The sequence below is a fragment of the Microbispora sp. NBC_01389 genome (assembly GCF_045040095.1).
Lineage (GTDB): Bacteria > Actinomycetota > Actinomycetes > Streptosporangiales > Streptosporangiaceae > Microbispora.
This window is the reverse complement of record NZ_CP109552.1, coordinates 1460328-1484828: the sequence shown is the minus strand read 5'-3', so window position 1 is coordinate 1484828 and position 24501 is coordinate 1460328. Positions and strand designations below refer to the sequence as shown.

The 24501-nt window shown below is 68.4% G+C and carries 19 protein-coding genes; 11 read left to right on the top strand and 8 right to left on the bottom strand.

Translation table 11 applies throughout. From position 1 onward, the window contains the following. Positions 1–299: 299 nt before the first annotated feature. The 3 genes from OG344_RS06545 to OG344_RS06535 all read left to right on the top strand — a co-directional run bounded on the left by OG344_RS06545 (position 300) and on the right by OG344_RS06535 (position 6511). Positions 300–2402, top strand: a complete 2103-nt coding sequence (locus OG344_RS06545) for a histidine kinase (protein WP_405087415.1) — start codon at positions 300–302, stop codon at positions 2400–2402. Positions 2403–2553: 151 nt separating this feature from the next. Continuing rightward, positions 2554–4047: an IS66 family transposase gene (gene tnpC / locus OG344_RS06540; protein WP_405087414.1), complete on the top strand. Its 1494-nt coding sequence runs from the start codon at positions 2554–2556 to the stop codon at positions 4045–4047. A 757-nt stretch (positions 4048–4804) separates the two neighbouring features. Then, on the top strand, positions 4805–6511 hold the full coding sequence (locus OG344_RS06535; protein ID WP_405087413.1) for a SpoIIE family protein phosphatase: 1707 nt from the start codon (positions 4805–4807) through the stop codon (positions 6509–6511). Positions 6512–6620: 109 nt separating this feature from the next. Here the strand turns inward: OG344_RS06535 and OG344_RS06530 are convergent, their stop codons facing one another. The 5 genes from OG344_RS06530 to OG344_RS06510 all read right to left on the bottom strand — a co-directional run bounded on the left by OG344_RS06530 (position 6621) and on the right by OG344_RS06510 (position 12692). Beyond that, positions 6621–7730 (bottom strand): fatty acid desaturase family protein, encoded by a 1110-nt coding sequence (locus tag OG344_RS06530; RefSeq protein WP_405087412.1) that lies wholly within the window; start codon positions 7728–7730, stop codon positions 6621–6623. Positions 7731–7741: 11 nt separating this feature from the next. Then, a complete protein-coding gene (locus tag OG344_RS06525) occupies positions 7742–8722 on the bottom strand; it encodes a ferredoxin reductase (protein WP_405087411.1) in 981 nt (326 codons plus the stop codon). A 488-nt stretch (positions 8723–9210) separates the two neighbouring features. Continuing rightward, positions 9211–9750 (bottom strand): DUF5994 family protein, encoded by a 540-nt coding sequence (locus tag OG344_RS06520; protein WP_405087410.1) that lies wholly within the window; start codon positions 9748–9750, stop codon positions 9211–9213. Positions 9751–9954: 204 nt separating this feature from the next. Then, positions 9955–10689 (bottom strand): GAF and ANTAR domain-containing protein, encoded by a 735-nt coding sequence (locus OG344_RS06515; protein WP_327048369.1) that lies wholly within the window; start codon positions 10687–10689, stop codon positions 9955–9957. A 530-nt stretch (positions 10690–11219) separates the two neighbouring features. Continuing rightward, positions 11220–12692 carry an ice-binding family protein gene (locus tag OG344_RS06510; protein WP_405087409.1) on the bottom strand — a complete coding sequence of 491 codons (1473 nt, stop codon included), beginning with the start codon at positions 12690–12692 and terminating at the stop codon, positions 11220–11222. A gap of 923 nt (positions 12693–13615) precedes the next feature. Here OG344_RS06510 and OG344_RS06505 point away from each other — a divergent pair. The 5 genes from OG344_RS06505 (at position 13616) to OG344_RS06485 (ending at position 17603) form a co-directional block, all read left to right on the top strand. Beyond that, positions 13616–14023, top strand: a complete 408-nt coding sequence (locus tag OG344_RS06505; RefSeq protein WP_405087408.1) for a hypothetical protein — start codon at positions 13616–13618, stop codon at positions 14021–14023. A gap of 274 nt (positions 14024–14297) precedes the next feature. Next, the gene (gene kdpA / locus OG344_RS06500; protein ID WP_405087407.1) at positions 14298–15962 is read left to right on the top strand and encodes a potassium-transporting ATPase subunit KdpA; all 1665 of its coding nucleotides are present in this window, start codon (positions 14298–14300) and stop codon (positions 15960–15962) included. Between the two features lie 124 nt (positions 15963–16086). Then, positions 16087–16827 (top strand): DUF4118 domain-containing protein, encoded by a 741-nt coding sequence (locus OG344_RS06495; protein ID WP_405087406.1) that lies wholly within the window; start codon positions 16087–16089, stop codon positions 16825–16827. Between the two features lie 54 nt (positions 16828–16881). Continuing rightward, the gene (locus OG344_RS06490) at positions 16882–17058 is read left to right on the top strand and encodes a hypothetical protein (protein ID WP_405089054.1); all 177 of its coding nucleotides are present in this window, start codon (positions 16882–16884) and stop codon (positions 17056–17058) included. A gap of 95 nt (positions 17059–17153) precedes the next feature. Further along, positions 17154–17603: an HAD hydrolase-like protein gene (locus tag OG344_RS06485; protein ID WP_405087405.1), complete on the top strand. Its 450-nt coding sequence runs from the start codon at positions 17154–17156 to the stop codon at positions 17601–17603. 183 nt (positions 17604–17786) lie between these two features. Here the strand turns inward: OG344_RS06485 and OG344_RS06480 are convergent, their stop codons facing one another. After that, positions 17787–18650: a sensor histidine kinase gene (locus OG344_RS06480; RefSeq protein ID WP_405087404.1), complete on the bottom strand. Its 864-nt coding sequence runs from the start codon at positions 18648–18650 to the stop codon at positions 17787–17789. Positions 18651–19059: 409 nt separating this feature from the next. Further along, on the bottom strand, positions 19060–19719 hold the full coding sequence (locus OG344_RS06475; protein WP_405087403.1) for a response regulator transcription factor: 660 nt from the start codon (positions 19717–19719) through the stop codon (positions 19060–19062). Positions 19720–20178: 459 nt separating this feature from the next. Here OG344_RS06475 and OG344_RS06470 point away from each other — a divergent pair, with 459 nt between their 5' ends. The 3 genes from OG344_RS06470 to OG344_RS06460 all read left to right on the top strand — a co-directional run bounded on the left by OG344_RS06470 (position 20179) and on the right by OG344_RS06460 (position 23096). Beyond that, positions 20179–20478 (top strand): circadian clock KaiB family protein, encoded by a 300-nt coding sequence (locus tag OG344_RS06470; protein WP_327048359.1) that lies wholly within the window; start codon positions 20179–20181, stop codon positions 20476–20478. 2 nt (positions 20479–20480) lie between these two features. Next, on the top strand, positions 20481–21902 hold the full coding sequence (gene kaiC, locus OG344_RS06465) for a circadian clock protein KaiC (RefSeq protein WP_405087402.1): 1422 nt from the start codon (positions 20481–20483) through the stop codon (positions 21900–21902). A 96-nt stretch (positions 21903–21998) separates the two neighbouring features. Then, positions 21999–23096, top strand: a complete 1098-nt coding sequence (locus OG344_RS06460; protein ID WP_405087401.1) for an ATP-binding protein — start codon at positions 21999–22001, stop codon at positions 23094–23096. A gap of 284 nt (positions 23097–23380) precedes the next feature. On the opposite strand, the gene OG344_RS06455 is transcribed toward OG344_RS06460, so the two are convergent. Next, entirely contained in the window at positions 23381–24460 is a 1080-nt protein-coding gene (locus OG344_RS06455; protein ID WP_405087400.1) for a WxL protein peptidoglycan domain-containing protein, read from the bottom strand. Positions 24461–24501: the final 41 nt, after the last annotated feature.

Genomic DNA, 24501 nt, shown 5'->3' with positions numbered 1-24501 from the left:
AGCAGTGCGCAATTCATAACGGCCACGCTAGGGAGGCTCGCTGTCCAGAAACTCCCCACCGGAGATGATTTTGGCACTCGTACGAATGAAGGAAGCACCCGTCCACCCGGAGGGGAGGTCAAGGCCAACTTGAGCTAGACACTGAGGGCACTCCCCGCTAAGCCCTGCCACCCCCGCCACGACGCGGATACCGTCTTCCAGCTCAGCGCGGTCCTTCTCCCACGCCGCCTTCTCGCGGGCGTGCTGCTCGAACACCTCGCACTGTGCTGTCACGTACGGAATCACTAGGCTTGCTCGGCGTGCTGTCGGGCTGGCTGTGGTGGGTTGTGCCGCTCATCGTGACCGTGGCGCTGTACGGCCTGGCCCTGCGGCAGACGGCAGGGGTGGCCGCAGGGGGCGTCGTGGTCGCGTTGGTGCTGACCGTGGGGACGGCGAGCGCCCTCGGGGAGTCGCCCAGGTCCGTCACCGGCGTGACCCTGCTGGCCGCCGGACTCGCCGCGGTTACCTGGGCCCTGGGCAGGGCGCGGCGGCGCGGCCGGGCGACACGCCGGGCCGTGGCCGTCTTCCGCGCGGCCGCGCCCGATGTGCCGGGCGTGGCCGCCGAGGCCGAGCGGCACCGGATCGCCGCCGAACTTCACGACACCGCCGCCCACAGACTCACCGGCATCGCGGTCGGTGCCGCCTCCGCCTTGCGTCTCGCCGACCCGGCTCTCGTGGCGGAGGCGGCCCGGTACGCCGCTGAGACCGGCCGCCTGGCCACCCAGGAACTGGAGGGGCTGACCACCAGCGGCACCGGTAGCGGCTCGGCCGATCTCGCCGACGTGGACGCGCTGGCCGCCACGTGGCCAGAGCCGCGTCTCACCTACGTCAGAACAGCCGGGAGCGCCCCGTCTGAGATCGCCGCTGTCGCATACCGGGTGGTTCGCGAGGCGCTGACCAACGCCCTGCGATACGCGCCGGGAGGCGCCGTACGGGTCGGCGTCGACCGTGAACCCGGCCGCCTGGTCGTCACGATCGTCAACGATCCTGGCGAGCCGGTCGTGGACAACGCGGACGTGGCACGTGGAATGGGTGGTGGATACGGGCTCGCCGGGCTCAGGACGGCGGTGGCCGCCTGCGGAGGGTTCCTGTCCGCGGGCCCGGACGACCGGGGATGGGCCGTGCGCGCCGAATTCCCGCTCACCCCTGACGAGGGCCCGGCATCGACGTCGTACGAGTGGCGTGGCCGGCAGGCGTCGGACGCCGCGCTTGCGATCCTCGCGGTGGCGCTGTCCATCGGTACGAGTCTGTTGACGACCGACCCGCCGGAGAGTCTCCCCGGAGAGGCCGCCCTGCTGGTGCCGCTCTTCTTCGCGCACGCCCTGCCGCTCGGCCTGCGCAGGCGGGCGCCGCTTCTCAGCCTGGCGGCGGCGTTGTCGGTCTATCCGGTCCTGCTCGGCGCCGGACTCCTCGGCTGGACGAAGCAGCCCGCAGGGGACGTGTTCCTGTGGTGCCTGTGGGTTGAGCTGGCGCTGCTCTACGCGCTGGGCGCGTACGGCCCTCGCGCACGCCGGCGGTGGGGGGCTCTCGCCACGGCGGCTGTGGGGGCGATAGGCGGGCTTGCTCTGGCGTGCGGGCCGGGGATCGTGGGAGACCGGGCAGCCGCGTGGGCGGTGCTGGCCCTGGGCGTCTCGGTCCCGTCGGCGGTGGCGTGGGGGCTCGGCCTGGCGGTGGGGTCAAGGCGTGCGCGGCGCCATGCGGCCGTGGCTTGGGAGCGGGATCGGCTCGGCCGCGAGACGGCGACGGTCGTGCTGGCGGAGCGGAACCGGCTGGCGGCGGGACTGCGCCGTTCCGCCCTGCGACATGCGAGGGCCATCGTGGTCGCGGCGGACGCGGGGCGGCTGGACACCGTGCTGGCCGAGGCCAGGGCCGGGCTGGCCGCGCTCAGGGAGTCGCTCGGCGAACTGCGCCGCCAGAGCGGCGACGACCCGCCCCCGACCGTCGCCGGAATCGCCCTGCTCGCCGTGCGGCACCAGGGCTACTTCCGCGAATTGCTGATCACGGCCAAGGACGCCACCGGATGCCCCGGAAGCCCGCCCGCCCCCGTCCACGACAACCCGCCCGGCTTCTACACCAATCAGATGACGTCCGCCGACGCCGCCACCGTCCCCGACCCGCGTCCGAAGCTGCGGACCGTCCATGTGCCCACGCTCATCGTCCGTGGCGAGTGCGACTACCTGAAATGGGCGGTCACCTACGAGTACCGGCGCACGCTTCCCGAGTCGACCCTCGTCTACGTGCGCGGCGCGGGGCATTCGATCGCCAACGGCCGCCCTGACCTCTACCGCGATCTGCTCATGACGTTCCTTCTCGACCGCCCGCCGCCCCTCCCGCCGGTCACGTCGGCGGACGAACCCGCCTGACCCGCGCGACGGCAACGACCTGAAACAGCCCCGGGGGTAAGCATTCACGTCATGCGCGCTTTGTGACCGATGGCTTGCTGGTGTGACGTTCCGTCACTTTGATCGTTGATCTCCGGCATGCTGTGATGGCCGTGTGCCTGGCCTGGAAGAGATGTCGCGTGAGGAGCTGATCGCTCTTGCGCGCGCTCTGGCCGAGCGGACGGTGATCCTGGAGAAGGAGAATGCCGAGCTGCGCGAGCACGTGGCCGTGCTGGAGCAGGAGAATGCCGCGCTGCGTGAGCGGGTCGCGCGGTTGGAGCGGCTGATCTCGCGCAACAGCGGTAACTCGGGGATGCCGCCCTCGGCTGATGATCTGCCGGGTAAGAAGCAGCCCAAGGCCTCTTCCGCGGCCCGTGGGGCGGGCAAGCGCAGGCCGGGCAAGCAGCCGGGCGCTGCCGGGGTGAGTCTGGCGTGGTCGGATGAGGTCGCCGAGCGCGACATGGTCGAGCACTTTCCCGAGGGGGCCTGCGGGTGCGGGGCCGATCTGGCCGGCGCGGCCGATCTTGGGGTGACCGGCCGGCATCAGCAGATCGAGATTCCGCTGGTGACCGCCCGCCGCCTGCAGCACAACCTGCACACGGTCGCCTGCCGGTGTGGTGCGGTGCATACCGCTGCCCGCCCGGACGGGGTGAGTTCCGCGCCGGTCAGCCTCGGGGTCAATCTGCAGGCGTGGTGCGTGTATCTGCTGGTGGTCCACGCGATCCCGGTGCATCGGTGCGTGGAGTTGGTCGCCTCGCTGACCGGGGCGCAGCCGTCGGTGGGGTTCGTGCACGGCCTGATCGCCCGCGCCGCGGGCCTGGTCGCCTCGGCCAATGCGCGGATCCGTGCGCTGCTCACGCTGGCGTACGTGGTGTGCTGCGATGAGACGCCGATCCGGGTCGGACCGAAGAAGGCCAAAAAGTACCTGCTGGTGGCCTGCACGAAGGTGTTCACCTCGTACATGCTCGGCGACCGGGACATGGCCACGTTCAAGAGGTTCGTCGTCGCCGGGTTGACCGGCGTCGTCGTCCACGACCGCTACCAGAACTACGACTCGGCCGAACTCGGCGAGCACGACCACCAGCTGTGCGTGGCTCACCTGCTTCGTGATCTGCAGGACTGCGCCGAGACCTACCCTGGTGCGGCCTGGCCGGCTCAGATCCAGATCGCGCTGCGCGGACTGATCCACGCCGCCAACCTCGCCCGCGAGCAGGGCAGGGACGCCATCGCCGAAGGCACCCGGAGAATGTGGATCAGCAGCTTCCGGCACGGGGTGCGGGTGGGCCTGTCGGAGGTTCGCCGTCTTCCCGGCCCGGCCAAGACCGTCACCCAGCCCGTCGGCCGCGTGCTGCTGGAGGTGTTGCGCGACCGCGAGGACGACGTGCTGCGCTTCGCCCGCGACCTGCGGATTCCTCCCACGAACAACCAGGCGGAACGCGATGTCCGCCCAGCCAAGACCCAGCAGAAGATCTCCGGCCGGCTCCGCTCCGAACGAACCACCGCGCACCGTTACGCCATCCGCGGCTACCTGTCCACCGCGGCCAAGCACGGTGCCGATGTCATGACCGCGATCCGAGACGCCCTCGTCGGCCGCGCCTGGATGCCTCCCGATCCCACACCGGCCTGACCCCAACACCCACCCCGGGACGACTCGCGGCCATGCACCATCACACACCGCGATCAAGCAACACCGGAATGCATCAGAGCTGAATGCTTACCCCCGGGGCCCTTGCGAGGTAATTCGAAATCCCGTCGACCTTGGTGAATGATCCGGCCTACTCTGGCCGCATGGCCCATGGAAAGAGTGAGTAGCAGCAGTAGAAGGCCAGTGCCCCGGTGGCCGGTTGCGGCGGATCAGCAGCCACCGGTGGCCGGGCCGGTGGGTGTCGATGCGGGTCCAGGCCCAGGCGTGCCAAACGAGATCAACTTCTCGCCGCAAGGCCCATCTCGACCGAGAAATTGCAGTTCAGATGGGATGTGGAGTGGTGGGGTGCCAGGGGCTCGAACCCTGAACCGACGGATTAAAAGCGCTCTTGATCAATGCCGTCTGTTGTCACAGCGTGCCACCTTATGTCGTTCTGTCAGGCTTCGCCTCCCGGCGGATGTCGGACCATGGCGCTGTGTGCCACGCTGTATCCCGTACACGCGAGCAACCACCGAGCACTCGTTCGCCCTTGACCGTGGAATTCGTCGACGTCCCTGCGCACTCGCCGACACCGGTGCCGTGATTGCAGTCGGCGACTGTTGCCCGCGTCTCGTCATCGATGGGATCCCCGGCTTCTTCGCGGGAGTCGGCTGGTGCGATGTGGCTGCGTTGCCCCGCGTGCTCGGCGTGTCGGCGGGTAGGGCCTAGGCAGCGATGACCGGAGGAAGGCAGGGCGGCGATGAGGCGGCATCTGCCCAGCGCGCATGGCCATGCCGGGCTGCCCGACCAGAGGTTGCTGCAGGCGGCCTTCGACAGCGCGGGGGCGGGTATCTATCTGACTGATCTTGCTGGCCTTATCACTATGGCGAACTTGCAGGCCGGGGCGTTGCTGGGCCGTCCCGTGGCGGAGATGCTGGGCGCCGATGCCCACGATCTGCTGCACAGGGGCGCTGACGACGGGCTGACTCCTCGCTCCACCTGTCGGCTGATGGGAGTGCTGGAGCACGGTCGTCCGGCGCGTGGCGACGAGTCGACCTTCCTGCGGGGTGACGGCAGCCTGCTGCCGGTCTCCTTGTCGGCCGCTCCGATAGTGCAGGAGGGCGGGCAGGTACTCGGGGTGATCGTCGTCTTCACCGACATCACCGAGCGGCTGAACGTTTCTCGTCAGCAGGCCGGCCATCTTGCCATGTTGGAGGACTTCAACGCCCGCCTGACGCTGCTCACCGAGATCACGTCCGTGCTGACCCAGACGCTGGATGTGGACGAGGCCTTGCAACGGCTGGGCAGGCTGATCGTCCCCCGCTTGGCCGACTGGGCGATGGTGGATCTGCGTGTCGAGCACGACGAGGTAGAGCGGGTGGTGGTGATCCCTCCTGCTGATCAGGTGGCGGGGTCCCCGCTGCCCGAGCCTCCCGGTTCCCTGCTGGCGCGGGTGCTGGATCGAGGTGAGACCGTCTTGCTGGGACCGGGCGACATAGCCCCCAAACCTGACTCCGGCATGGCCGCCGCACGGCGTGAGCTGTTCGCGGCCCGGGGAGTGGTGTCGGCGATCATCACGCCGCTACGCACACAGCGGCAGGTGCTGGGGGCTCTCACCGTGGCGCGTACCGACCCGGCCCGCCCCTTCGACGCCACCGATGTGACGCTGGTCACCGACATCGGACGTCGCGCGGGATTGGCGGTGGGCAACGCGCGCCTGTTCGGCCGGCAACGAGAGGTGGCCGAAATGATGCAACGTCACCTGTTGGCTCCGCTGCCGCAGGTGGGCCACCTTGAGATGGCCGCGCGCTACCTTCCGGCCTCGGTGGGGTCTCAGGTCGGGGGTGATTGGTACGACGCCTTCCTGCTGCCCGACGGCGTCACCGCCCTGGTCATCGGTGACGTGGTCGGCCACGACATCACGGCCGCCGCTGAGATGGCCCAGCTGCGCAGCATGGTGCGCACGCTGGCGTGGGACCGCTGCGTGTCGCCCAGCCTGGTCGTCAACCGGGTGGACCAGGCGATGTCCGCCGTCACGGACGTGCCCATGGCGACGATGATCTTGGCGCGTGTGGAGGGCTCCGAAGATGGTCCCTGGCGGTTGCGCTGGAGTAACGCCGGGCATCCGCCGCCCCTGCTGGTCACCCCTGACGGGCATGCCCGCTATCTGGAACAAGGGCAGGATCTGCTGCTCGGGCTCCGCCTGGGCATCGAGTCAACCAGGCGCGACGCCGTCGAGCCGATGCCCGCTGGGAGCACCCTCGTGCTCTACACCGACGGCCTCGTCGAAAGTCCCGGCAGTGACCTGGCCACCGGATTGGCCCGGCTGCGGGCGCAGGCCGCGGCCATAGCTCACCTCCCGCTGGAGGACGTGTGCGACGAGATCGTGCGACGCATACCCTACGGGACCACCGACGACGTCGCTCTTCTCGCGTTACGCCTTCCCGCGTGCGGCGCCGGCGCCTGATCGTGTACGCGCCCGGCCTACGGCTTGTTCCCGGTATCCGACGGCCATCCGGCCCCGGACTCTCGCCGAGCCCGGGGCTCTCTCATGCCACAGGTTCACCCGCCCGTGCTCATGCCGCGGCCTTGAGCGCACTCGCCGGCGGTTCGGCCGCCGATGGCCGGCCCGGCCCCGGCAGGGCCATCCGCAGGACACGCTTCCAGACCGAGCCGGCCTGCCGGACCAGTGAGCCGGACGCGTAGGGGAGGCCGAACCGCTCGCACAGCGCGCGGACCCGCGGCGCGATCTCGGCGTACCGGTTGCTGGGCAGGTCGGGGAACAGGTGATGCTCGATCTGGTGGCTGAGGTTGCCGCTCATGATGTGGAAGAGGCGTCCGCCGTCGATGTTGCACGAACCGAGCAGTTGGCGTACGTACCACTCGCCGCGGGTCTCGTTCTCGAGCCAGTCCTCGGTGAAGATTTCGGCGCCCTCAGGGAAGTGGCCGCAGAAGATGATGGTGTGCGCCCACACGTTGCGTGCCATGTTCGCGGTCAGGTTGCCGAGCAGGACGGGCAGGAAGGCAGGGCCGGCGAGCAGCGGGAACGCGACGTAGTCCTTGACGATCTGGTTTCGGATCTTGGCCGCCACGGCGCGAAGCTGGGCCAGCGCCTCCTTCGGATCCTTTCTTCCCGAGGGGATGCGCTCCAGTTCGAGATCGTAGATCGCGATGCCGTACTCGAAGAAGAGGGCCAGCAAGGCGTTGTAGAACGGCTGGGCAAGATAGATCGGGTGCCATCGCTGCTCCGGGCTGATCCGCAACGCCGAATAGCCGATGTCGCGATCCTTGCCGAGCACGTTCGTCCAGGTGTGGTGGACGAAGTTGTGTGAGTGTTTCCACTGGTCGGCAGGGGAGGCGGTGTCCCACTCCCACGTGGTCGAATGGATCTTCGGGTCTAGCATCCAGTCCCACTGCCCGTGCAGGACGTTGTGGCCGATCTCCATGTTCTCCAGGATCTTCGCGACGGTCAGTGCCGCCGTCCCGGCGGCCCAGGCGGGAGGCAACCAGGAGGCGAACAGCAGCGCCCGACCCGTCAGCTCCAGCTTGCGCTGGACTGCGATGAGACCCCGGATGTAAGCCGCGTCCCGCTCGCCGAGGCTCGCCAGTACCCCTTCGCGGATCTTGTCCAACTCGCGGCCGAAATCTTCGGCGTCGACCGGGTCCAGATGGAAAGTGGCAGGCATGTGTGTTCCTCTCACAGTTCGATCTCGACCGGGCCGGCCGCCACCGACACGCAGGTCTGGATCATCTCCCCGGCGTCTCCGTGCACCCGGCCGGTCCGTACATCGCGTACCTGGCCGGAGCGAAGGCGCGCGACGCATCCGTAGCAGATGCCCATGCGGCAGCCGCTCGGCATGAGCACCCCCGCGCTCTCGCCGACGGCCAGCAACGGCGTTCCGCCGTCGGCCTCCGCCTCCCGGCCGCTCCTGGTGAAGCGGACGCGTCCCCCCGAACCTTGCGCTGTCGGCACCGGATGGAAACGCTCGACATGGAGCCCGTCCGCCGGCCCGGTCCAGTACGCCGCGATGTCGTCGAGCATCGCGGGCGGTCCGCACGCCCAGACGGACCGCTCGGTCCAGTCCGGGCAGAGCCGGGCAAGATCCGCGGGCCGCAGCCGTCCGTCAGAGCGCGTGTGACGTTCGTGCAGGCGCAGCCGCGGACATCGCGCGGCCAGACTCCGGAGCCGCCCGCCGAAGATGACCTCACCCTGTGCCGGCGCCGAATGAACCAGCACGACGTCAGGGCCGTTCACACCGTCCAGTCGCAGCCCCTCCACCATCGGCATCACCGGTGTGATGCCGCTCCCGGCGGTCACGAACAGCAGACGCGGCGGTGGTGGCTCGGGAAGGACGAACGCTCCCTCGGGCGGTCCCAGCCTGAGCACCGCCCCGGGCGCTGTGCTCCGGACCAGGTAGTCGGAGACGAGCCCGCCGCGTACGGCCTTCACCGTGACGGTGACACGACCATCGGGCCTGCCCGGGGCCGATGACAGCGAGAAGGCGCGCCAGTGGCGCCGCCCGTCGATATCGACGCCGATCCGGACCCACTGGCCGGGACGATGCGCGATCCAGCCCCGACCAGGGCGGATCACCAGGGTCGCCGCATCGCTGGTTTCCGTGTGCACCGCCTCGACCCGGCCACACAGCTCCCCCGTGGCCCAGAGCGGGTCGATCAACCCTAGGTAGTCCTCGGGAACCAGCGGCGACGTCAGCCAGTGAGCCGCCGCCGCCAGCGGGCGAAGGAGCGTTGCAGGGGTTGCGGACGCGCGCGTAAGGGTCACAGATCCTTCCCAGTGGGTCGGGCAACGATCGACGATCCAGGTCGCGGACGGGCTATCCCTACGGACATGTACCCGGCGCCCGCGTCCGGCACCCGTAGGCCCGGGCCACGAAGGCACAGGAAGCGGTTCAGGACCGGTAATGCCCCTCCCGGTACACGCCGGGCGGCCTTGACCGCAGCCGGGCAGGGCGGCCGAGGATGGGCGGGGTGCAGGGTGGCCCAGTGGCTGCGTGCCTGCTGGGACCGATCAGGGGTGGCGACCGAGGTGGTGAGCACCACTGACGCCGGGTCGCTGCGGACCGCGATCCCGTTTGCCGCGTGCGACTGTTTGACCAGGCCTGACGCCGGCCCCCCACCTGTTTGAGGGCGCCACGCTTTGCGCGTTCAACCTATGGTGAAGTGGCCGCCTTCGTTCTCCCAGACATCCTGCTCTGCCCCTTGTCGCGACCGGACCACGGGCACGGGAGTCCGGTTCTCCACAGGAGGCACGCTGTTCGGCTCAGTGGTGGCCGACGCGAATGCGGCCTTCGCCGACGCCGCGGCTTCCGGCGGTATCACCCGCAGCGTTATTCCCTCCCGGCCGTTGATGGTCAGGGTGACCAGTCGGCGGTCCATGGATTGGAACCATCCGACCTTCACGGCCCGGCCGGGGACGGGAATACGGCGGGGAATGTTGCTCCAGGCGTCCACGTGCAGCCCGACCCGGAGTGTCATCCTCCCCAGGTGGCGGTCGACGGCTGCGATGAGACCCGGGAGTTCCGCCGCCGCGTCCGTTGACCGGGGCCACCATTCCCCGTCCACGGCACGCGCGCGGCGAGAGTTGGGTTCCAGGCTGAGCCGTACGGCAGGTGCGCCGATCGGCCGCTCCGGCGGAACACGAGCGATGGGGACTGGCGGCGGCGAGGTGGTGTGCGTCAGCGTCATGATCGGCCGACCCGTCTCAGCCCCGACGGGACTGCGTCTGTGAAGCGCCGCAGACGGTGCCGACGCGACTGCCGGCATTCGAGATGTCCTCGGCGACATCAAGTCTACTCTTCTCCCCTGGCCGCAGAGGGTTCGCGGCAGGCATGGTGGGCGCTGACCACGTCGCCCGGGTGCAGGACGGGCGTGCCGTCCCAGCAAGCCGCGTCATCGGCTGTGATCGCCGGCCGGAGGTTGAGCGATGTCGAGCTCGCCGTGGATGACGGCATGCGCCGCCTCGGACAGGCGCAGGCCGTGGCTGCGCGCATAGATGTGCAAGAAGTTGAAGGCGTCGTCCATGTCGCCGTGGTGGCGCTCGGCCAGCACCCCGGTGGCCTGCTCGACGAGTGTGCGACTGCTGAGCGCGGTCTGTAGCTGCTCTGCGGCTGCCTCGTGCTGCTCCTGCCTGCGCTGGTGCAGGATGCTCATGGTGGCCACATTGGCCAGCGCCTGCCCGATGTGCAACTCATCCGTGGTCAGCCGGCCGGCTGCCGTCCGTAGCAGGGTGAGTGCGCCGATGACCCTGTCGCGGTCGCGCATCGGCAGTGCCTGGACCGCGACGAAGCCGGCGAGCTGCGCCGCCGCGGCGAAACGAGGCCAGCGCCCTCCCTCGGCGACCAGATCGGCACATGTCACCGGCCCGCCGGTGCGGTAACAGTCCAGGCCGGGGCCGTCCACGTCTTGGAATTGGAGGAGTTTCAGCATGCGGGCCTTCTCGGTGGAGGCCGCCATCGGACGCAGCCGACCTTGTTGGTCGGCCAGCAGCAGCCCGGCCGCATCGACATCCAACAGCTGCACACAGCGCATGGTGAGCTGGTGCAACAGGTCGACGACGTCGAAGTCTCCGACCAGGGTGTCCGTCAACTCGGCGAATGCGTCGGTTATTTGGCGTTCCCGCGTCACGACTGCCTCCCGGGAGGGACCTGCTGGATATCGACTCCCGTCCGCCTTGGCGAGAACCGCAGCAGACGGGTCTCCGCCGTGCGCGCTTCCGCTCGCCAGAGCAGCAAGCATGGCGTGCCGAGGTACGCGTGGCCGGATGTTGTCGTCATGGAGGTTCATACCTGACTGCACTGAGGTCATGCCGATGGTCTGATGCGTCCGATGAGCCCGGTTCCTTGGATCGATGAGTCGAGGGCGTCGGTCAGCAGAGCCGCGGTCTGCGTTGAGCCGATGGACTATCGCCCAGTCTCAGGTGGAGATCGCACGCGGCCCGGAACGCTTCTCCGTCCACACTCCGGGCGGGAATCGTCGACGCGGGCTACGACTCCATGCCCCAGATCCTGCGAGTCGTACGCCGATTTCGTGGCGCGAGGCTGCTGAGGTCGCGCACGTCCGCCTGCCGCATGAGGAGGCCCCGGCTCCGCGAGGGTCCGGGGCCAGATGTCCGGCGAGAGGCGGGCACGGGGTGCCCGGGCCTCCGGCCTGTGGAGCTAGTGATGCCCGCCGGGGCGCATGTGCTTCACCGGCTGGCGCGAGTGTGCCGGGGAGGAGGCGCCAAGGCCCCTGTCGCGCCCGCCACGCTTTTCCCCTCCAAGATTTCTCTCGGAAGAAGTGTGAGGCGTCACGACCATCAGGACGGTGCTGTCGTGCTTCCTGGAGCTGTGGAAGACCTGGTTCCAGAAAGTGCCGCTGTCGCTCACCTGGTGATTTTCCCGATCATCGAACGCATTGTTCTGGGCATCCGCGGGCTCAGTGGCCTCGATGGGCTTCGTGACCTCGATGGGCTTGGCTATCTCCGTGGCCTGCGTGGCCTCGGTGGCCTCCGTGACCTCCCTGGCCTTCTTCTCCATCTGAGGTGCCTTCTGGAGGGCCACCTTCTTCTTCTTTTTGATGACGGCGACAGGACATGTGCCGTTGGGGCCGAGGTCCTGAATGAGTACCGGTGAGGTGCTGGCCGCCAGTCCGGGGGCGCCGAGATAGCTGGCGGTGATCCGGGCCTGGCCCTGCGGGAGGTTCGGAAATGATGCGATGGCCTGTCCGGCCGAGTTGAGCGCGACGGTCCCCAGACTGGTCGTGCCGTTCCTGAAGACGACCTCGCCCGTGGGGACGGTCCCCCCTGAGGCTGTCACCGTCGCGGTGAACACGGCCGGGCCCGATTGGCCGGACGTGCACGACGAGGTGAGTGTCGTGGTGGTCGTCTGCACGGGCGGTACGGTGCAGACGGATCGCGTGATCGTGTCCGTGTCCAGGGTCACCGCGCCGTTCCGGGCGAGGGTGCGGCCGTTCACGGTGACGCCGGTGGTCACGGTGATCGAGGTAAGCGCGAGGATGTTGCCCACGAAGCTGGACCCTGTCCCGAGCGTGGCCGAACTGCCGACCTGCCAGAAGACGTTGCACGCCTGGGCGCCGCCGATGAGGGTCACAGTGCTGGCGGAGGCGGTGACGAGGGTGCTCGCCGTTTTGAAGATGAAGACGGCGTTGGGATCTCCCTGCGCGTCCAGAGTCAGGTTGCCGGTGATCGCGAAGGTTCCCGAAGCCGAGGCGTACACGCCGGGCGCGACCGGCGTGCCGATGGTGCCGAGATCGGTGGGAAGGACGGCGTCGACAGGTCGCGCGGCGGCGTCGGTGTACGCGGCGGTCAGGTCGGTCTGGGCCTGGGCGGCGGTGGCGTCGGCGGCGTGGATGGTTCCGTTGACAACTCCGGGCGGGAAGCCGGTCACCGCGGAGCCGGGACTCACGCCGAGGTCGCCGGTGACGACGGTCGCGCCGGTGTTGGTCACCGTCGTACCCGCCAGAACTGCGAAATTGGCGGCCGTGCCGAGCGGCACCGGCGGTGGCGACGCCGCGTTCGCGGCCTGCGGCGTCGCCGCGAAGAGTCCGATGGTCACCATCGAAACGAGAATGGCCGCCAGCCATGGCCGGACCTTGTCTCGTGCTAGGTATGGGCGGCGGGTGCCTTTCACAAAATCATCCCCCTGTGTCGTCACTGCGTGGGTGTGACAGGTCGCTGACTATGCGTCACGATTCACCACGATAACGAGCGCTGCCATCGCAGTCGTTTAACGACATGCATGAACGCGAAGTCAGCCCGTGGTCGCCATGCTTTCGCGCTTATTGCCGCATTTGTAATAGCTATTCTGGAGTGATTTATGCGTTTTTGCCTGCAGCGATGCGATGTCTGGTTCGACGGTTTTGCCGGCCACGTGGCGATGGTCCCCTTCGGACCGCGTCCCCCGACTGGGGGACCGCCCATATCGCAGGAAGGTTCGTCACCACTGCGGAAGGAGGGGAAGCAGAGCACGCAGCGGCGTTGGGGACGAGGTCGGCGGCGGCCCGAGCGGGGGGACACAGATGCCGGCCATGACCACCTCGAACTGGGGGGCGCCGCCCCGCCGACCAGCGGTCACCACCAGCGGCAGCAGCCGTCGACCCTGCTCACAGGCCAGGTGCAGCTTGGTCGCAGGCCGCCGTGGGCGTCCTAGCGCGTGGTCGACGGGCTCGGTGCGCACCCCGCCCGGTGGTTCGGCCGCGGTAGCCGCCGATCGGCCAGGGCCAGGCTCGGAATCACCTGGCGCATGCGTTCCACCAGGTCCTCGCCGACAGCGGCGATCGCGTCCCACGCCGGGCCGGGCCCGAACGCCTGTCCACTTCGCGAGGGCAGCCGCCCAAGATGGCACCCTCCGGAGGGTTCCCGAGGTGAGGGGGGATCGGAGCACATAGATCAGATACGCCGCCAGGCCCAGGGTCACGATGCCCGCCCTCACCCGCTGAGCACTGCCCCGGTGCTTTCCGTGCGGGTACGGAAGGCACCGGGTCAAGTCACAAGGAGCGGTAATCGTTCGCACCGGTGATCGGCTGCGCCGAGATGACGGCCGGACCAGGGGGTATGGAGAAGCACGTCGTTCATGTTGCGACAAACGGAAGCCGTCTGTATTCGTACGGCAGAAAGGCGGACACGCCAGAAATGCTCGGCCAGATCAGGATGAATGGGCGCACTGGCGCGATCCTGGTGCTTGCGCTCGCGGCGCTTATGGCGGGCACCGCCCTGTCGGCGCAGTCGATCGCCCAGGCGGCGGTGATTCCGCAGGGCTCCCCGGCGCATACCCTGGCCGTGCAGGGCTGGGGCGGCGGCAACCGCAATGGCAACGGGAAGGGCAACATCACGGTGGCCAACAGCCCGTCCTTTGTGGACGGCGTTCAGAACATCGTCGTCAGTGCCAACGTACGGTCCAAGACTCAAGCGGGCTTCTGCCGCACGCCCCGAGGCCACTGCAAGATCATCCAGCGACAATAACCCGCCCTTCTCGTCAGAGCGGCGGCAGGATCGCGACTGGGGTGATCATTCGTCGTGACCACCTCGGCGGTGATGCGGGAACCGGTCAATTGACAGGGCATCCAACCCCTGGGCGACTACGCTGCGACCACGTTCGGGGCGAGCTCCGAGATTCCGGCCGAGTAGTGCGCTCCTCCTGGCAGCGCCCCCGGCGCCCTGTGGACATTGATCGCCACAGCGGGGGAGCGCATTCGATGCACGGCTACGGGTCCGGACGAAGTCCGGGAGCGGTGCGGTGAACGGCTGGCTGCTGGCCACGGTCGTCATCGTCGTCCTGGTCGCGCTGCACGTGCCGCTGGGCGACTACATGGCCCGCGCCTACACCGGCTTGCGGCACTGGCCCGCGGAGAAGGCCGTTTACAGGTTCTGCGGGATCGATCCGGAGGCCGAGCAGCGCTGGCCCCACTATCTGAGGTCGCTTCTCGCATTCTCCGCCGCCGGGGTGCTGTTGTTGTACGGGATTCTCCGGCTTCAGCCGGCGCTGCCGCTGTCGCTCGGCCATCCCGCTTTCGCGCCGGCCGCGGCGTTCAACACGGCGGTCAGTTTCACCACCAACACGAGCTGGCAGAGCTACGCGGGTGAGTCGGCCATGGGCCACCTCGCGCTGGCGGCCGGGCTGGGGGTGCAGGCGTTCGCCAGCGCGGCGGTGGGAATGGCGGTGGCGGTGGCGCTGATCCGCGGGCTGGTCCGCGGCGGCACGGACCTGGTCGGCAACTTCTGGGTAGACCTCGTCCGCAGCATCACGCGCGTCCTGCTGCCGCTGGCGGTGGTCTTCGCCGTGGTCCTGGTGGGTCTCGGCGTCGTCCAGAACCTTGACGGTGTCCATGTGACGGCGACCACCCTGGCCGGCGGTCGCCAGCGGTTTCCGGGCGGCCCGGTCGGCTCGTGGGAGTCGATCAAGCTGCTGTCCGGGGACGGGGGCGGGTTCTTCAACGCCAGCAGTGCCCATCCGTTCGAGAACCCCACCCTGGTCTCGAATCTGATCGAGATCACGCTGATGCCGCTCATTCCGGCCGGGTTCATCCGGATGTACGGCCGGCTGGTCGGCGATCGGCGTCAGGGCTGGACGCTGCTGGCCGTGGTCGGCGTCTTGTTCTCGCTCCTGCTCGCCGGCGTCTCGGTCGAGGAGACCGTGCACGGTGGCACCGTCCCCAGCGCCGCGGGTGCCGCGATGGAAGGCAAGGAGACGCGGTTCGGCGTCCCGGGGAGCGCGCCCTTCGCTGTGGCCGCCACCGCTACGGCCGATGGGGCCGCCAACTCCGGTTACGACAGTTTCACCAGCCTGGGTGGCGGAGTCCTGATGTTCGCGATGATGCTGGGGGAGATCAGCCCGGGTGGCTGCGGCAGCGGTCTGTACGGCCTGCTGATCATCTCGTTGGTCGCGGTCTTCGTCGGCGGCCTCATGGTGGGGCGCACTCCCGAATACCTCGGGAAGCGGATTGGCGCCCGAGAGATCAAAATGGCGGTGCTCTACCAGATCAGCACCCCCGCCGTGGTCCTGGCCGGGTCCGCCGTCGCCATCGGATCGTCCGCTGGGCGTACGGCGATGGGCAACACAGGGGCGCACGGCCTGTCCGAGGTCGTCTACGCCTTCACCAGTTCCGCCAGCGGGAACGGGAGCGCGTTCGCCGGTCTGAACGGCGGCACCACCTTCTACGACATCGCTCTCGCGATCGTCATGCTCCTCGGCCGCTACCTGCCGATCGTGTTCGTCGTGGCGCTGGCCGGAAGCCTGGCCGGTCAGCGACCGGTGCCCGCGACCAGCGGCACCCTGCCCACTCACGGGCCGATATTCGCGCTGATGACCCTCGGCACGGCCCTGATCGTCAGCGGTCTCAGCTACCTGCCCGTCCTGTCACTCGGCCCCCTCGCCGACGGACTGCACCGCACCCTCGGGTGAACGGCAGCACTTGGGCGGGATTCCAGCGCGAGCACGAGGGCCCTCTCTTCGGGCTCCCGGCCCACGGCCCGAAGCACCGGCTGTGGTAGACCGAAGACAAGGGGTGTGAGACATGCCTCGTCACGTGGAAAAAGACGCCTTGATGCTGGTGGTCGCGCTGCTTGCTCCACCCGTCCTCTCGGTGATCCTCGTTCCGTTCCGCGGTGCTTTCCGTCCCGTCGACGTAGCCCTGGTCCTTGTCGTGATCGTGGTCGCGGTGGCCGTTTACGGCCGCCGGCTCGCCGGTGCGCTCGCGGCGCTGTCGGCCGCCGCGTGGTTCGACTTCTTCTTCACCCAGCCCTACGGGCGCTTCACCATCGCCAAGGCCCCCGACATCGGGACGACGGTGCTGCTCCTCGTGGTGGCGCTGGTGGTCTCGCAGTTGGCCGCTCGGGCGCGCCGCTTGGAGGTGATCGCCATCACCGATGCCGAGCACCTGTCCCGGATCTACCGGACCGCCGAACTGGCGCAGTCCAGCAGATCGCCCGCCGCTGTCGTAGACCACGTGAACAAGCAGCTCACCGAAATCCTGGGCCTGCGCGGCTGCCGGTTCGAGTACGGCTCGCTCCTCGGCCACCCGGCACGGCTGGCAAGGGACGGCACCGTGGTCGTCGGCCGCAGGCACTGGGACGTCGACCGCAAAGGCCTCCCCGCCGAGGAGATCGAGCTACGCACGTTCGCCAACGGCCACTACTACGGGCGGTTCATGCTCCAGCCCGTGCCCGGGACCACCCCGTCGCCGCAGGCCCGCCTCGTCGCGGTGATCCTCGCCGACCAGGCCGGACGCGCTCTCGGAACCGCTCAACCCGCCCATGAGAACGCCTGAGAATCCTCCTCCGAAGAGGGCCAGCGCGACAGACTCCGTCCGACTCGACATGTCCTGGCCTCCGGGGTGATCGGCGAATTGCGGGGCGTCCGCGCCTGCTTCGCGTACGCCATCGAAAGCGGCAGCGGCAACATCCGGCTGGAGCCGTCCCTGGGCGGCGGAGCCACCTGGGACGTGGGCTGCTACGCGGTGGACGTCCCGTTGGGGGCGGCGACGACTCCAGCCCTGTGACGCATCCCCTTGCGCATCCACCTGGTCGATTCCCGTCACGGCAAGATCCGCGGGACACTCCCTGAGCTCTGCTCATCGGAATACGGAGGCCTCACGTGCATCCCGAACTCGCTTCCCGCCAGGCGGACTGCCTGCTCTTCGACTGGGACGGCACACTGGTGGACACCCAGTATGCCAACTACCAGGCGTTGGCCGGTGCGTTGGCCGAGGAGGCCGTGGAGCTGGAGCAGGAATGGTTCGACGCCCGTACGGGGCTCTCGTCCGCAGACGTAATCAAAGCGTTGGCCGAAAAACGAGACCTGCGGCTGTCCCGTCCCGTGGAGGAGATCGTCGCCCGCCGCGACGCGCTGTTTCTCGAAAGAGCCTGCACGGTGCGTCCGCACACCGAGGTGCTGAAGGTGGTGAACGCCTTCGACGTCCGGCCGTTCACGGGCCGCCCGAGGAGCGACCTTCCTCGCCGCCCTCCTGGCGCCGCTGTCCCGCGACGTCCTGCGCCACCTGCGGCTCCTCGTCCGGCCCGATACCGTCATGCGCCGGCACCGTAATCTGATGAAGCGGCGTCATGCTCGTGCCTGCGTGCCGAAACGGCGCGGGCGCCCGCCAACCGTCCGTTCCATCCGCGCCCTCATCCTGCGCTCCCAAGCTGACGCGCTGCTGGGGGCGATCTGGCTGCCCGTGATCTGGCCCGGCATCGCGTCCGGCTCTCTGCCCGCCTTCGCGATCGGCGATCAGCACGGCCGTTGGTCAGGCCTCTTGACACCGTCGGGGCCCGGAAGGGCGGCGAGGGGAAGCCGAAGCGTGAAGCGTGCGCCGCCGATGGGAGAGTCTCCGGCATGGAGGGTCCCGTCGTGAGCCTGAGCGATTCTACGGGAGATCGACAACCCGAGGCCGGTGCCGCCGCGGTCACGGCGGCGGCCCGCGTTCAGCCGGGTGTATCGTTCGAAGATCCGTTCGAGGTCGCTCTCGGCGATTCCTTCGCCGTCATCGGAGACCGCCAGTTCTGCGGTGCGCCCGTTACGGCTGACCTCGACCCGTACGACCCGTTCGGCGTGCCGTTGGGCGTTGTCCAGCAGATTTGTGAGTACCCGGCCGATCTGGATGTCGACGATCTTGACGTAGACCCCGGGAACGAGCCGCAACTGGACCGGAATACGGTCCGCCCGCCGGGAGACCTCCGCCTTGACCAGCTGCGCCAGGTCGACCGGCGCCCGCCCGTACGGCACGGCGCCCCCCACCCGGGACAGCAGAAGCAGATCGCTGATGATCGCCTCCAGCCGGTCGACGGCGCACAGCGCACGTTGGAGCGTCTCGTGCAGATGAACATCGTCTGGATGTAACTGAGCCTGCTCAAGCTCTGCGCGCAGCCCAGCGATGGGGTTACGCAACTCGTGCGACGTGTCGGAGGCGAACCTCCGCTGTTGCTGCAGTTCCTTGTTAAGCCGTTCCAGCGTGCAGATCACGGCCCGGGTTGTCCGGGCGATCTCGTCTTCACCGAGGGGATCGGAAACCTCCGCATCAAGGTGTGCGACGTGTGCGGGGATGTCAGGACCATCGATACAGCCGGACAGAGCCTTAACGTGTCTCATGTCCATGTCAGTTCTTCCTTCCGCAACCCAGCGGTCGGGGGTGTGTCGGTATCGCCGGCGTGCCTGACGGATCCCCGTGGACCTCGGAGAGCGGTGTACATGCCGAAGCCGGCCGGGATTCCTTCCCGGGACTTGGCCGGGGGCGTCGACGGTGGGATGTCTTGAGGACGACAACGAAGGCCTCATAGCGGCCACGCGCGGCAAGGCCGGCGTGCCCTCTGAATGACAGCGGCGCTCTTCTTTTCCGGGGTACCGGCACGGGGCGTTCTTGAGCCCGACCCCCCGAGGCGGTAGCTCGGGAAAAGCCACGGCAACCCGCGGTGCGATGCATGTTCAACAATCTAGGGAGACGGTAGACGCCCCGCCACCCGCACATGGTCCGGACGGCACCCCCCAAATGGGCCGGATCGCGGCCTCAGCCAGGCTTCCGCAGTCCCGGCAGGAGCCCCGTCCGAGTCGCCACGACAACCGCCTCGAGCTGACTGTGCGCGCTCAGCTTCATCATGACGTTCTTGACGTGGCCTCGAGCGGTGTGGAGACTCACGACGAGCCGCCCGGCGATCGCACGGGGATCGAGCCCTTCGCCCATCAACCCCAGGACTTCCAGCTCGCGCGCGGTTAGCCTCGCCCAGTTCTCGCGTCCGACGTGCGGCGATGCACTGGAATCCTGGAGGAGCGCTCTGAGCGTATCGCCCTCCACCATAAGGATGTTCTCGTCGACCGAGGCGCGGATCACTTCGAGAATGTCCGGAAATCTACTGTCCTTTGCGATGAATCCGGAAGCCCCTGCCACCGCGGCGGCCGCGAACAGGTCGGGGCTGGCATCGCCTGTCAAGATGAGGACGCGGACATGCGGGTGAGAGGCTTTGATCCGCCTCGTGCCCTCGATTCCGTCGACGTCGGGCAGATGAATGTCCATGAGCACGACTTCGGGGCTCCGTACCGTCACGAGCGAGACGGCGTCCTCGACCGTCCCGACGGCGCCCACGCAATGCAGATCGGGCTGGGCGTCGATCGCGATCTCGAGAGCGCCGGCGAGCGCCTGCTGATCCTCGACCACGAGAACTCGGATCACAGGAGGCTCCTGCCCGCCGTGACCTTGACCACTGCTCGGCTCATGGCTGCTCACTTCGTGAGCGGTTTTCGCCGCCGTGCGCCGGCCGGCCGGACCCGCTCCGCCCGTCCCCCGGGTGAGGCGTGGCTTTGAACGGAGAGGATGGATCGGAGCCGGCTGATGAGGGCGCGTCCGCCTTGCCGAAAGCGGGCCGAAGACCCTGTGGCCTGGCCTGCCCCTGTGAACTCATCATGACGCTACCTGCGGTGCATCGTGACGCACAAGTCAGGTCGAACTGGATCGTCGCTCCACGCGAGGGTCGGCGGTGCTTGATGCGTGCGCCAAGCGGGGGGGCACCCCATCCGCTTCGCGTGCCGTCTCCTCTTTCAATGCTCGTTCCTGCCTGTCTGCGGGGTACGAACAGCGGTAGACCGCAAGGCCCCGTCCGGAGCCCTGCGAACGTTGGAGACGGTTCCTGACGTGACCACCTACTCATTCAGGCTGTACGTGGCTGGGAACACGGAGCGGTCCCATGCCGCGGAGGTGAACCTGCGGTTCCTGTGCGACGCTCACCTCTCCGGCATGTACGAGGTCGAGGTCATCGACGCCGTCGAACGGCCCGAACTTGCCGAGGAGGGACGGATCCTGGCCACCCCCACCGTGGTCAGGCTCTCGCCGCCACCACAGCGGCGGGTGATCGGGGATCTGTCCGATCATGGCCGCGCCGCCGTCGCTTTGGGCCTCCCAGCCGCGGACGCATCGCCCTCGGAAGGTCAGTGACGATGACTGGCAGCAACACGATCGCGCGGATCCCCACGGGGATCAACGGCTTCGACCACGTAACCCTGGGCGGGTTGCCCGCGGGCCGATCCACGCTGGTGAGCGGCACGACCGGCAGCGGTAAGACGCTGTTCGCCGTCGAGTTCCTCTCCCGCGGAATCACGCGCTCTAACGAGCCTGGGGTGTTTGTCACCTTCGAGGAGACAATCACCGACATCCGCCGCAACTCGGCCTCGCTGGGCTTCCCCATCCAGCTGTGGGAGGACGAAGGGAAGTGGGCCTTCGTCGAAGCATCGGCGAGTATCGGCGAGGACGCGCCTGCCGTCGGCGCCTACGACTTCGGTGCCCTGGTGGCGCGCATCGAACACGCGGTCCGCCAGACCGGGGCTCGCCGTGTCGCGCTCGACTCGCTCAACGCGATCTTCACCCGGTTCGCCGACATCAGCGTCGTTCGCCACGAACTGTTCCGGGTCGCCTCCGCCCTCAAGGCGCTCGGAGTCACCTCGGTGCTCACCGCGGAACGCCCCGAGGAGTACGACGGTGTGACCCGCTACGGGGTCGAGCCTTTCGTACTCGACAATGTCATCATCCTGCGCAACGTGCTCCAGCAGGGTCGGCGAAGCCGGACGGTTGAGATCGTCAAGTTCCGCGGCGCCCCGCAGCGCACGGGGGAATGGCTGTTCACCATCGATCCACGGGACGGGATCGTGGTGGTCCCCCTCGCGTTCCTCACGCCGTCCGACCACGCGTCGCTCGCCCGCGTCTCGTCAGGCATCCCCGAGTTGGACGAGATGTGCGGCGGCGGCTTCTACCGGGACGCCATCGTCGTAATGACCGGGCCCACCGGCACGGGCAAGACACTGGCGAGTCTGCGTTTCGCGGCCGCCGCCGTCGAGGCGGGTGAGCGCTGCCTGCTCTGCACCTTCGACGGGACCCGCGGGCAACTCTTCCGCACCGCCGCGAGCTGGGGTCTGGACCTCAAGGCCATGCAGGCATCGGGTCTGGTCCGGGTCATGTCCGGCTACGCGGAGGTGACCTCTCCGGAAGACCACTTTCTGCAGCTCAGGCGTGCTATTGAGGAGTTCGCGCCGGCCCGGCTCGTCATCGACACGTTGTCCGCTCTCGAACGCGTGGTCGCGCCGCGGACTCTGCTCGGTTTCATCATCGCGCTGGGGGCGGTCCTCCGGCACAGCGAGATAACCACTCTTCTCACGCGGACACCTTGTGGACGGCTCATCTCGGCAGACGCGCCGGTGATCACCTCCGACATCGCCGGCCTTTCCGACGTCTGGATCCAGCTCCGGTATGTCGAAGGCCCCGCCGAGATCCAGCGTGTCATCGCCGTGCTCCAGGCGCGCGGCTCCGCCCATGACCTACAGGATTCGCCAATTCAGGATCGATGGCACCGGCATGCACATCGGTGAACCTCTGCGAGGCGTCCCCCACGTCTTCACAGGGGCGATCAGTCCCGGGATCGCGTGGGGGTCGCCCGGGTCCGAAGTGACAGAGGATCCGTCGGGGTGAGTGCCAGTGGCGGGTCCTCGCCTGGCGGAAGCCACACAGGAGGCTCCGAGTCAGGGCGGCCCAACGACGTCGAATTCCGGGACGATATCAGCCAGGTCATCGTTTCGGCCTCGGCGGACGGAATCGTCGCCGTCGACAAAGAAGGAATCATCAGGCTCTGCAACCCCGCTGCCGCGGAGCTCTTCGCCCGCTCGGCAGCGGAGCTGATCGGCACCCACTTCGGCTTCCCCATCGCCGCGGGTGCGGCGACCGAGATCGACTTGATGCTGCCCGCCGGAGGCAAACGGGTCGTCGAGATGCGGGTCACCGCCACAACCCTGGAAGGCGAGCCCCTGTACGTCGCCGCACTCCGCGACGTCACGCGGAGCAGGCACGTCGAGCGAGAGCTGGAGGCGGCCCTGGAACGCCAGAACATCGCGGTCGCCGTCGCGGCCCATGAACTCCACAATCCCCTGGCCACCATCAGCGTGCTGGTGGACGTGCTGCGTGACCGCCTGGTCGCGCTCGCAGAGGAGCGAAGAACCGAGATCATCGAGCGCATCGCCGATCGGACTGCCCGCCTCCAAGGGCTCGTCCGAAAGCTCCTCACCGCGTCGACCATTGAAGCGAAGGGCGCGTCCGCCCGCTTGGAACGCGTCCCCGTGCTTCAAGTCCTCCTCGAACGGCTCGGCGAGCTGGACAAACGATCACAGGAGGTGCGCATCTCCTGCAGCCCTGATCTGGAGGCCCTGGTCGATCGCAGAGAGTTCTCTGCGATGGTGGACAACTACTTGGAGAACGCATTCGCCTACGGACGTCCGCCCGTAGACGTGTCCGCGACCGGGCAGCCGGGATGGATCCTTCTCCGGGTGTGCGACCGTGGGCCAGGCGTGCCGGAGGCTTTCGTGCCACGGTTGTTCGAGCGCTTCAGCCGTGAGCGGGAGGCTGAGCGTGAGACAGAGGGGACAGGCTTGGGACTGTGGATAGTCCGAAGCTTCGCCCGGGGCAACGGCGGCGACGCCTGGTATGAGCCCCGCGAGGACGAGGGCGCCTGTTTCTGCCTCCGCCTGCGACGAGCGCCTTCACCCGGCACGCCCGACCGGAGCGGGGAGTAGCCGCGGAGGCGCGGGTCGCGACGTCTGGCCCCGCGTATCATCCGCCGGCACGCCGCCATCGGCGCGGTCAGGCCGCCGCTTTGAGCCTCCTCGCCGGAGAGGCGTCCGAGGCTCAGTACCTGGACAAGCCGCCAAGGGTCCAGGACCTGACTCAGTGACTCCTCCGCTCCCTGAAGGGAGCGGCTTCTCGCTAAGCCGCTTCCGCAGGGTCGCGAAGGGCAAGCCCTGCCCTCAAGATGTTGATTGCCGCGTTCACGTCGGCATGCCCGGAAGTAGGCGGGCGGTCAGCGCGTCTGCGTTTTCTGGTCGCGGAGCGCCTGCTCGACGGCTTCCCGTACGCGGGCGTCCTCCCGCTCCTTCCGCCCTACGCGCTTGCGCCGCGTGAGGAGGACCACTCCCACGACGACCGCGATCAGTACGACGAGCAGCAGCAACTGCGTCCACGGGACGGCCCAGAAGTCCGTCGTGGCCCCGACCGTCTTGAGCGAGGTGGTGGAGCCCGACGCGTCGGTGAGCAGGGGTGTGAGGCTTGCGGTCGCGTCCAGCCTGACTGCGGGTGCCACGCCGTGGACGGGCACCGCCACCTTCCAGCTCTCACCCGGGAGCAGCTCCGGCGGCGAGGCGATCTCGCCCGCTTCAGCCCCCAGCCAGCCGAACAGTCCCGAAACCGACACCGTCTGCTGGGCCGACATGATGGCATTGCCGGTGTTGTGGATTCTGTAGGTGACGGTGGCGTCGCCCATGGCGAATGGGTTGAACGAGCCTGCGTAGTCCACCCGGAGGTCCTCGACCACGACGTTCGGCTTGAGCTCGCCGCTGACTCGCAGCTTGACCCGGATACCGAGGCGCCGATCCACGTTGATGACCTCGGCCTCGTCGGTCTGCGTCAAGGAGGTGAGGATGCCGCCCGCGTAGTCGCCGGGCGTGGCGTTGTCCGGAACGCCGACCGTGAAGGGGACCTTGACGGACTGCCCAGGCTGGATTGTGACGCTGCCGCGGTCGGCGTGGACCCAGGCGCCGATTCCGACGGATTTCTTGTCCTTGGAAAGCAGGTCGAGCTGGCCCGTGTCGGTCGTGAAGCCGTCGGCGGTGTAGACGGCGAGCGTGAGCGGAGCCTTGCCGCGGTTGGCGACGACCATGGCGTCCTCGACCGAACCACCGGGGTTGACGGCATAACTGAAGCTGGACCGATCGGCGCCGTAGCTGTTCGAGTCCGTCTTGACCGTCCAGGCGACGTCGCCGTCCGCTGCCAGAGCGGGGTCGGCACGCAGACCGGTGACCGCGAAGGCGGCGAGCAGGGCCAGGACGGCGGAACGAACGAGGGCGGCGACGGTTGTCTTCCGGCGCTTTACGGGCGCGTGCATCTCGGGTCCTCGGGAGATCTGAGGCGGGTCTGGGAGGAGGG